This window comes from Streptomyces sp. NPDC057424 (assembly GCF_042803315.1).
Lineage (GTDB): Bacteria > Actinomycetota > Actinomycetes > Streptomycetales > Streptomycetaceae > Streptomyces.
In genome coordinates this window covers 260,593-265,042 of record NZ_JBHVCP010000004.1, presented here as the reverse complement: position 1 = coordinate 265,042, position 4,450 = coordinate 260,593, and the positions used below count along the sequence as shown (strand labels likewise).

Here is a 4,450-nt window from a genome sequence, read left to right as displayed (position 1 = left end):
TGGGGGCCGGCGGGGGTGTTGGGGCGCGGTGCGGGGGGGGGGCCCCCGGTTGGGTGGGCTGAGACAGGGGGGGGGGGGGGACAGGGGCGCCATGCGCGCGCGGCCCGCCGTAGGCGGGCCGCCTTGAACTGGAAGGGGACGGCCCAGGGTCTTGTCTTCACCACGAAGAACGGCACCCCCATCGAGCCGCGCAACCTGAACCGCTCCTTTGAAGCGTTGTGCGTCCGTGCCGGCGTGCGCAGGGTCCGCTTCCACGACCTCCGCCACACGTGCGCCTCGCTGCTCCACGAACAGGGCGCCGACGCCCGCATGATCATGGAAGTCCTCGGCCACAGCTCCATCCGCGTGACCATGGACATCTACACCTTCGTGCGCCTCGACTCCCAGCGGTCCGCCTTCGACCGCGTCGGGGACGCACTGAGGGCTGACGGCAGCGAACCGGATGATGACGGCGGCCCGGCCAGTGTCCCGGTAGCCGTCTGATCGACTCTCACAGACGGTTGCCGTCAATCACTGCCGTCAAGACAAAAGCCAGAGGCCCTGTGGATCGCTCCACAGGGCCTCTGACGTGCTGTGCACTCGGCAGGATTCGAACCTGCAACCTTCTGATCCGTAGTCAGATGCTCTATCCGTTAAGCTACGAGTGCTTGTTCTGTTTTTTCGCCGCTCTCGGGCCTTTCGGCTCGCTCGCGGCGACAGGAAGAACATTACATGACTGCCGCCGCCATGTGAAATCCATTAGCCGCACCCCTTGTGAGCTGCGGAAACGGCACTTCTGGCCGCGCTTCCGGGGTGCAACGACAGCGAAGCCCCGGTCGGGTGACCGGGGCTTCGTGATCAAGTGCGGAGGCGGAGGGATTTGAACCCTCGATGGGCTTTAAGACCCAAACCGCATTAGCAGTGCGGCGCCATAGACCGGACTAGGCGACGCCTCCAGCATCACTCCCGCGCGAGCGCGAGCGGTGCGTGCCGATGATGACACAGTCGAGCGTGCTGTCACCAATCGACCCCCACGGTACTAGGCGGGAAGGGCGCAGGGCAAAGGCCTTGTCAGGCGGGTGCGGGCCCCGCTCGGGCGTCCGCGCGCAACATCCGGGGCCGCGTCGCGTTAGTCAGGGCATGTTGCGTGCCACTCCCCGGGCCACCGCCCGCCCCGTCCTGCGGCGCCTGCTTGTCGGTGCCGCCGCCTCCGTCGCCGCCGCCGGGTCGCTGACCGCGGCGCCGCCGGCCGCGTATGCCCAAGTCGACGGGACCGGCCTGCTGTCCCCGGCCAGGCCCGGCGACGGCCCGGACCGCGATCACCTCACCGTCACCGTGCGGAACGCCGGCGGCGGAGCCGACGGAACGTTCGAGCTGTACTGCGGCCCCGACGGCGGCAGCCACCCCGACCCCCGGGGCGCCTGTGCTGCCCTGGAGCGGGACACGCGGTGGGGACAGGACGTCTTCGCGCCCGCGCCGGAGGGCGGCTTCTGCACCATGCAGTACGGCGGGCCGGCCACCGCGCACGTCACCGGCACCTGGGCCGGACGGCCCGTCGACGCCACGTACGACCGCCGCGACGGCTGCCAGATCTCCCGCTGGAACCGGCTCGTGCCGCTGCTGCCGGGCGTGGGGGGTGAGCGGGACGCCAGGGCCTGAACAGTCCGCCCGGACCGACAGGTGGGGCGGGCCGCCGGGGCGGGCCGCCGGGGCGCCGAACCGCTGACCGGCGCCTCGCACCGCACCCCCATTGCGCCACTCTCCGCCCTCATCACGCCAGCCCGGCCGAAAGGTACAGAAACGCCGTCCTCGTAAAGGTCCCGCGAAGGTCCCGCGACGTCGTCGCAGGAGGGCGGGCGTTTCCGCTTACTCGGTCGTCAGTTCGGGGTCACTTCCTCGTGCGACCTCGCTCTCATCCGGCGTCGCGAGCGCAACCGCAGCCCTTAGACTCCCTCGCGTGACACGCTGCGGGACGGTTGGCAAGATGGCCCGAGCGGTCGGCAAGGTGCGGTAACAGGGAGGAAGCGTCTCGTGAGCAGCAGGCCATCCCGAGGCGCTGCTCGCCTCGCAGCCATACTGGACGCGCTTCCCGACGCGTTGGTGCTGGTCAACGCCAACGGCACGGTCGTCAACGCCAACACCATCGCCCTGGAGGCCTTCGAGACCCCGGGGACCGCTCTGGTGGGGCGCGGGCTGCTCGATCTGCTGCCCCAGTTCGACTCCAAGCTCATTCCCGGCTCCATGCGGCGGCCGGAGCACCTCGATCCGCACGCCCGGACCAAGCCCACCCGGATGATCGCGCGCAGGACCGACGGGACCGAGTTCCCCGTCGAGGTCACCAGTGCGAATCTCGAGAACGGGCAGCAGGCCTACGACGGTTATGGCTACACCGGCGACGAGCTGCTCATGCTCGTCGTGCGTGACCTGTCCGGGACCGTGGACACCGAGGCCGAGCTCGCCCGGTCGCAGCGGCAGACCGAGATGATCCTGCGGGCCGCGTCCGAGGGCGTCGTCGGCACCGACACCGACGGGCGGATCGTGCTCGTCAACCCGGCCGCCGCCCAGATACTGGGATTCCGGGCCAGCGATCTCGGCGGGCGCGAACTGCACGACCTCGTCCTGCACTCGCGCGCCGACGGCTCGCCCTTCCCGTACGAGGAGTCTCCGCTCGCCGACACCCTGCGCTCCGGGCGCAAGCACCGGGTGCGCGGCCAGGTGCTGTACGCCAAGAACGGCGGCAAGGTGCCGGTCGACCTGACGACCGCGCCCGTGCGCGACGGTGACCAGCTCGTCGGCGCCGTGATGACCTTCACCGACCGGCGTCCGTACGACGCCGTCGTCGAGGAGAAGGAAGCCGCCGAGAAGCGCCACGCCGGGGAACTGGAGCGGATCGCCGAGGAGCACGCCTCCGAGCTCACCGCGCTGCGCCAGCAGCACGTCACCGAGGTCGAGGAGCTCACCGAGCGGCACGCCGAGGAACTCGCCGCGAACGAGGATCGGTACGCAGCGCTCGGGGAGCGGGAGAAGGACCGGTTCGAGGCGCTCGCCGCCCGGCACGAGCAGCTGCTGACCCTGCTCGGCCGGTCGCTGCGCGGGCCGCTGGAGGAGCTGCGCCGAGAGCTGGCCGCGCTGGCCGCCGACGACGCCGGGCAGCTGTGGCCCGAGGCCAACCAGGTGCTGCACCACCTGTCGGCCGGCTATGCGCGCATCACCACACTGATCGACAACGTCCTCGGGTACCAGCGGCTCGACACGGGCAGCGAGAGCATCTCCCGTACGAAGGTGATGCTGGACGCCGTCGTCGCCGCCGGGGTCGACGGGGCCGTGGAGCTGATCGGGCCCGGGCGGGTGCAGTTCGCCGTGCACGCGCCGCCCATCGAGGCCGAGGTCGACGCCCGGCTGCTCGCGACCGCCCTCGCGCATCTCGTCGCGGACGTGGCGGGGGTCGACGCGACCGGCAACACGCCGGTGTCGGCGGGCGGTTACCTGGACAACACCGTCGTGGTGGCGGCGGCACAGCGCGGCGAGGTCGTCCGCATCGAGGTGCGCGGGCCGTATGCCGGTGGCGACACCGTGCACGAGCCCATCGTGCGCGGGATCGTCCGGGCCCACGGCGGTGTGCTGCAGACGCACGACGTGCCGGGGATGAGCGGCAGCGCGTACGTCCTCGAGGTGCCGATCGGCGGCGGGGCCGGGGCCGTTGCGGCCCAGCCGGTGGACGAGTCCGCTGCGCTCGCGGTCGTCGACCCGGCCGTGCAGACCTCCGGTGGGGGGCGTCGCCGGGCGCGGCGGGCCACCACCGATGCCTTCCTGGACGGAGATGTTCCGGGTGGCGAGGGCGACGGGGCCGGTGGTCCCGGAGCCGACGGGGCCGCGCCCACCGGGCGGCGCAGGCGCCGGGCCGCCGGGGAGCAGGCCGCTCTTCCGGCGCAGGCGTCCGGTGAGGGCGGCGCGTCGGGCGGTACCGGGCGGCGGCGGCGCGGGGCCGAGGACGCCGGTGCGGGCGACGTCGGGAGCGCTGTCCAGGGTGTCGCCGAGGGGGCCGTGATGACGGCCGCCGAGCATGCGGCGGGGGCCGCCGCCTCGAACACCGGGCTGGGCGGGACCGTGCCGCCGCAGGGTGTGCCTGCGCCGTCCGGGCGGCGGGCCCGCCGTGAACCCGGTGAGCAGGCCGCGCTGCCGCCGGCGCTGCCCGCGCCGTCGTCCGGCGGTGAGGCCGCCGGTCCCGCCGATGCGGCTCAGGGGCAGGCCCAGCAGCCGACCGGGCGCCGGCGGCGTGCGCTGGCCGCCGCCAACGAGCGGGCTGCCGCCGCGCAGGAGGCGGCCGGGCCGCGTCCGGTGTTCGCGCTGCCGCCGGCCGAGGCCGATCAGACACCGGCCCCGGCCCATCAGGACGCTCAGGCCGAGCAGGGGAAGCCGGTCCCCGACGGCCTCGCGGTCGAGCCTGGGGTGATGCCCGCTCTGGGGCAGG

Annotated in this window: 3 protein-coding genes and 2 tRNA genes; 3 read left to right on the top strand and 2 right to left on the bottom strand. The window is 72.9% G+C overall.

Annotated elements, in window-relative coordinates; all coding sequences use genetic code 11:
- Positions 1-123: 123 nt before the first annotated feature.
- Positions 124-483, top strand: coding sequence for a tyrosine-type recombinase/integrase (locus ACFU3E_RS06360; protein WP_384152862.1), 360 nt, complete (start codon positions 124-126; stop codon positions 481-483).
- Positions 484-574: 91 nt separating this feature from the next.
- Here ACFU3E_RS06360 and ACFU3E_RS06355 read toward each other — a convergent pair.
- Together ACFU3E_RS06355 and ACFU3E_RS06350 are read right to left on the bottom strand one after the other, a co-directional pair.
- Positions 575-647 (bottom strand) — tRNA-Arg (locus ACFU3E_RS06355).
- Positions 648-844: 197 nt separating this feature from the next.
- Positions 845-935: transfer RNA gene (locus ACFU3E_RS06350), tRNA-Ser, on the bottom strand.
- 184 nt (positions 936-1,119) lie between these two features.
- Between ACFU3E_RS06350 and ACFU3E_RS06345 the strand changes: the two genes are divergently transcribed.
- A complete protein-coding gene (locus ACFU3E_RS06345; RefSeq protein WP_384152859.1) occupies positions 1,120-1,638 on the top strand; it encodes an SSI family serine proteinase inhibitor in 519 nt (172 codons plus the stop codon).
- Between the two features lie 372 nt (positions 1,639-2,010).
- Positions 2,011-4,450 (top strand): PAS domain-containing protein (locus tag ACFU3E_RS06340; protein ID WP_384152856.1); only part of this gene is annotated, 2,440 nt, incomplete at its 3' end.

Excerpts from the sequence above, each read along its gene's own strand:
- ACFU3E_RS06345 (WP_384152859.1), top strand. The coding sequence starts at position 1,120 with ATGTTGCGTGCCACTCCCCGGGCCACCGCCCGCCCCGTCCTGCGGCGC.